Source organism: Stenotrophomonas sp. HMWF003, assembly GCF_003061285.1.
GTDB classification, from domain to species: domain Bacteria; phylum Pseudomonadota; class Gammaproteobacteria; order Xanthomonadales; family Xanthomonadaceae; genus Stenotrophomonas; species Stenotrophomonas maltophilia_AP.
Map to the genome: position 1 here is coordinate 1 of NZ_QAIW01000230.1, position 4,492 is coordinate 4,492.

4 protein-coding genes are annotated in these 4,492 nt (G+C 69.2%); 2 read left to right on the top strand and 2 right to left on the bottom strand.

The features are described 5' to 3' along the window. Positions 1 to 45 precede the first annotated feature (45 nt). Positions 46 to 1,812, top strand: coding sequence for an ABC transporter transmembrane domain-containing protein (locus DBR34_RS09395; RefSeq protein WP_128096590.1), 1,767 nt, complete (start codon positions 46 to 48; stop codon positions 1,810 to 1,812). Positions 1,813 to 1,883: 71 nt separating this feature from the next. Then, positions 1,884 to 2,087, top strand: a complete 204-nt coding sequence (locus DBR34_RS09400) for a hypothetical protein (RefSeq protein ID WP_128096591.1) — start codon at positions 1,884 to 1,886, stop codon at positions 2,085 to 2,087. A 168-nt stretch (positions 2,088 to 2,255) separates the two neighbouring features. Here the strand turns inward: DBR34_RS09400 and DBR34_RS09405 are convergent, their stop codons facing one another. Continuing rightward, positions 2,256 to 3,365 carry a prephenate dehydrogenase gene (locus DBR34_RS09405; RefSeq protein ID WP_128096592.1) on the bottom strand — a complete coding sequence of 370 codons (1,110 nt, stop codon included), beginning with the start codon at positions 3,363 to 3,365 and terminating at the stop codon, positions 2,256 to 2,258. Beyond that, positions 3,362 to 4,270: a pyridoxal kinase gene (gene pdxY / locus DBR34_RS09410; protein WP_128096593.1), complete on the bottom strand. Its 909-nt coding sequence runs from the start codon at positions 4,268 to 4,270 to the stop codon at positions 3,362 to 3,364. Before pdxY ends, DBR34_RS09405 begins: the two co-directional genes overlap by 4 nt. Positions 4,271 to 4,492 lie beyond the last annotated feature (222 nt).

Consider the following 4,492-nt stretch of genomic DNA (forward strand, 5'->3'; position numbering starts at 1 on the left):
GTGATCGTATCCGCATCCAACGATGCACCGAACCAGGCCAACTTGATGACTGAGACCACCCCCGCCCCGACCCCCGCGCTGCGCCGCCTGGGCAGTCTGGGTACGCTGTGGCCGTTCGTACGTCGCCATTCGGGGCTGTTCACTGCCTGGCTGGTCGCCCTGGCGATCTCGTCGGCGGCCACGCTGAGCCTGCCGCCCGCGGTCAAGGTGATGATCGACCATGGCTTCAACAACAACGGCCAGATCAATCGCGCGTTCGGCCTGCTGTTCCTGGTCGCGGTGGTGATGGGGCTGGCTACCGCGGCGCGCTTCTTCTTCGTGTCGTTGCTGGGCGAAAAGGTCGTGGCCGATCTGCGCAGCCAGCTCTACACCCACCTGATCACCCTCGGCGCCGGTTTCCACGACCGCAGCCGCAGTGGCGAACTGGTGTCCCGGCTCACCGCCGACAGCGAGTTGCTGCGCAGCGTGATCGGTTCGACGATGTCGGTGGCGCTGCGCAGCAGCGTCACCGTGGTCGGCAGCCTGGTGATGCTGTTCGTCACCAGCCCGCGGCTGGCCGTGTGGTCGCTGCTCGGCATCCCGCTGGCCGTGCTGCCGGTGATCATCGGTGCGCGCCGCCTGCGCAACATCTCCCGTGCCAGCCAGGACCGCGTCGCCGACGCCAACAGCCTGGCCGCCGAAACCCTGGGCGCGGTGCGTACCGTGCAGGCGCATGCACGCGAGCCCTATGAACGCGGCCGCTTCAACGTTGCGCTGGCCGAATCGATCAAGGCCGCGCGCCGTCGCATCGGCGCGCAGTCGATCGTCACCGCCACCGCCATCGTGCTGGTGTTCGGTGCCATCGTGGGGGTGCTGTGGCTGGGCGCGCACGATGTCAGCGACGGCCGCATGACGGCAGGCACGCTCGGTCAGTTCGTGCTGTACGCCATGATCGGCGGTGGTTCGGTCGGTGCGCTGGCAGAGGTCTGGAATGAACTGCAACGCGCGTCCGGCGGCATGGGACGGATCGCAGAACTGCTGCAGGAAGACATCGAGATCACCGCGCCGGCCAACCCGGTGCAGATGCCGCTGCCGCTGCGGGGCGAGATCCGCTTCGACAACGTGGTGTTCCACTATCCGCAGCGCCCGGACACCGCGGCACTGGAAGGGTTCGACCTGCATGTACGGCCCGGCGAGACCGTTGCCCTGGTCGGTCCGTCCGGCGCCGGCAAGAGCACGGTGCTGTCGATGCTGCTGCGCTTCCACGACCCGGCCACCGGCAGCATCCTGGTCGACGGCGTGGATGTGCGCCAGGTCGACCCGGCCCAGCTGCGCGCGCAGATGGCACTGGTACCGCAGCAACCCACGCTGTTTGCCGCTACCGCGCTGGACAACATCCGGTACGGCCGATTGGAGGCCAGCGATGAGGAAGTGCAGCGCGCCGCCGAAGCCGCAGAAGCCGACGAGTTCCTGCAGGCCCTGCCCGACGGGTACCTGAGCGAACTGGGCGAGCGCGGTGCGCGCCTGTCCGGTGGCCAGCAGCAGCGCATCGCGATCGCACGGGCGCTGCTGAAGGATGCGCCGATCCTGCTGCTCGACGAGGCCACCAGCGCGCTCGACGCGCAGAGCGAGCGCGCGGTGCAGCAGGCGCTGGAACGCTTGATGGCGGGGCGAACCACGCTGGTGATCGCCCATCGCCTGGCCACCGTGCTCAAGGCCGACCGCATCGTGGTGATGGACCACGGCCGCATCATCGCCCAGGGCACCCACGAACAGCTGCTGGCCGAAGGCGGGCTGTACGCGGAGCTGGCACGCCTGCAGTTCATCGATTGATGACGCACCGCTAACGCTGCCGGTTGCATGGTGCGCAGGTCACAGGTCCATGCCACTGCAGGAGGTGCTTCATGTCGTTTCGACAGTTTCCCGCGACCGACGCCACGGGCGAAAGCTACGTCATCATCGAATTCAAGCAGGACCCGGCGCCCGCCGACGCGTCGGCTGCGCCAGCGGACGCGAACGTGCGTTACGAGCTGGCCGATGGCCGCCACCTGGTCCGCGATGGCCGTCAGTTCCGCACCGCTGGCGGTGAGTTGACCCTGACCACCTGAGCGCGCGACGCGGCCGGCCGGCGCGACCGAAAAAAGTTTGCGACAGGCTGGTCATTTTATGACCAGCCATCTTGACAGCCTTTGCCCGCAACGGCTGCACGCGGTTATCCACATGTTTGTGCGCAACTCATCCACACCCCCTGTGGATGAATGCGGCGTTGCAACACGTCAGCGCGGCAGGACCCGGCCGATGCCCGTGGCATCAATTTCCACGGCGGCGCGCTGCAGGGCCTGCACATCGCTGCCGGCGACGAAGCCGACACGGAAATGCACTTCCCCACCCGGCGTGCGCGAGGAGTGGATCGAGGCCAGGCTCACCGCATGCCGCTCGAAGACGTGCAGCAGTTCGCGCAGCGAACCGGGCCGGTCTTCGGGCAGATGGACGCTGATCGCATTGCGCTCGGTCAGGTCGGCCAGCAGATAGCCCACCCGTTCGAAGGTGTAGTTGCCTTCGGCCAATACCGTCTCGCCCTGGCTGTCACGGTTGTCCAGCAGCAGTTGCTGGCGGAACGCCGCCCGCGCGGCATCATCGCCCTGCCCGACCTGCGCGCGCAGCTGCTGCAGCTGGGCCAGCAGCCGGTCCAGCATGGGCGCCACGTGCGGGTTGCCGAACTGGATGTCCTCGTAGATCGCCGGGTTCAGCGACAGGATCCGCGCGATGATCGCCGTGTCCAGTTCGAAGGACGCCGAGCGGTACGGCATCAACGCGGGCAGCGCGCCCAGGAGCGGCGCGTATTCGCGCAGCACGCCGGCCTGGGCCAGGTGAGTGGCGTGCACCATCGCCTGCACCAGCGCCATCACCTGGTCGTGGTGCTCGGGCGTGGCGCGTACGCATTCGGCTTCCAGGGCGTCGCACAGCTGCTGCACCCACGGCTGCCAGCGCGCGAGGCGCGCCTCGCAGACCACCATCACCCGGCCTTTCAGCGTAGGCGCCTTGGGCGGTGCGGTCATCGGATGCAGGCCCACCACCTCGGCCTGCGAGGCCAGCATCGCCGCCACCGGCGCGCTTTTCACCGAGGTCACGTCCAGCCACAGACGGCCGGCTTCCCGCCCGGCTGATCGCGCGACGTAGTCGGCGATCACCGTCGGCGTGTGCCGGATCGGCGCGGAGAAGACCAGCACGTCGGCCTGCTCCAGCAGCTGTTCGGGCGTGTGCGACTGCGGGTCGGCCGGGTCGTGGCCGATCACCTCTACGCCCATGCGCTGCTGCAGGAAATTCCGCAGCCAACGGCCATACGCGCCGGCACTGCCGACGATGCCGACTACCCGTGCGCTCACGCGATGCGCTCGGGCACGAAGCGCTGCGGCAGTGCCAGTGCAGCCGGTGCGGCGGCCAGCACGTCGAACTCCTCGTGGCCATTGGCCAGCGTGGTTTCCAGCGCCACGTGCACGCCGGCGATGGCGCGCGAAATCGCCTGTTCGAAGGATTCGCCGCGCAGCAGGAACGCCACCAGCAGCGACATCAGCACGTCACCGGTGCCGGCCACGTCCACCGGCAGGTGCGGCGAGGACCAGCGCCAGATCGCCTCGCGGCTGACCGCCAGCGTGACCAGCTGGCCGGGCTCGCCGCCCACGCTGTGCGCAAGCACCCACTGCGGCCCACGCGCCAGCAGCGCCTGCGCGGCGGCGATGGCATCGTCTTCGGCCAGGCTGGGCATGCCGGTCAGGCGGCCCAGCTCGAACGCATTGGGGGTCACCAGCCACGCATGCGGCAGCAGCCGCTCGGCGAAGATGGTTTCCAGCCCGGGTTCGACATAGGGGCCGGTGTGGGTGTCGCCGATCACCGGGTCCAGGCAGTAGCGCAGCTGCGGCGCGGTGGGCAGCACCTGGTCGAGCCAGTCGGCGAACGCCGCGCCATTGCCGACGCTGCCGAAGTAGCCGGACACCAGCATGCGCGCGCGCTGCGGTAGGCCGCGTTCGCTGGCCCCCAGCAGCAGTTCGGCAAACCAGTCGGCCGGCAGCACGCGACCACGCGTGGTCGGATAGAACGGCGCATTGCTGAGCAGCGTGGTAGGCACTTCGGCCACGCGCACGCCCAGCGCGCGCAGCGGCGGCACCGCCGCGCTGTTGCCTGCATAGCCGTACACCAGCTGCGACTGCACCGAGATGACGTCGACCGGCGACGGACCGTCCGGGCGCTGGCGGCGTCCATGGACCAGGTGGCTTTCGAGGGATTCGTTCATCCCGCCATTTTACGCCCGCCGCCGCCCGGGTAGAGCCACCCCATGGGTGGCTGCGCTGTCCGGCCGCACCCCATGGGTCGCTGCGCGGAGCCGATCCACGCCCCGCGGGTCGCTGCGCGGAGCCGATCCACCGGTAGAGCCACCCCATGGGTGGCTGTCGACCCATCCGGCACCGCGTGCAGCCACCCATGGGGTGGCTCTACCTCGGGTCGGGCCGTGCAG

Bases quoted from the DNA above. Each gene is read 5' to 3' on its own strand.
- DBR34_RS09395 (WP_128096590.1), top strand. From the start codon at position 46: ATGACTGAGACCACCCCCGCCCCGACCCCCGCGCTGCGCCGCCTGGGC.
- DBR34_RS09400 (WP_128096591.1), top strand. From the start codon at position 1,884: ATGTCGTTTCGACAGTTTCCCGCGACCGACGCCACGGGCGAAAGCTAC.
- pdxY (WP_128096593.1), bottom strand. From the start codon at position 4,270: ATGAACGAATCCCTCGAAAGCCACCTGGTCCATGGACGCCGCCAGCGC.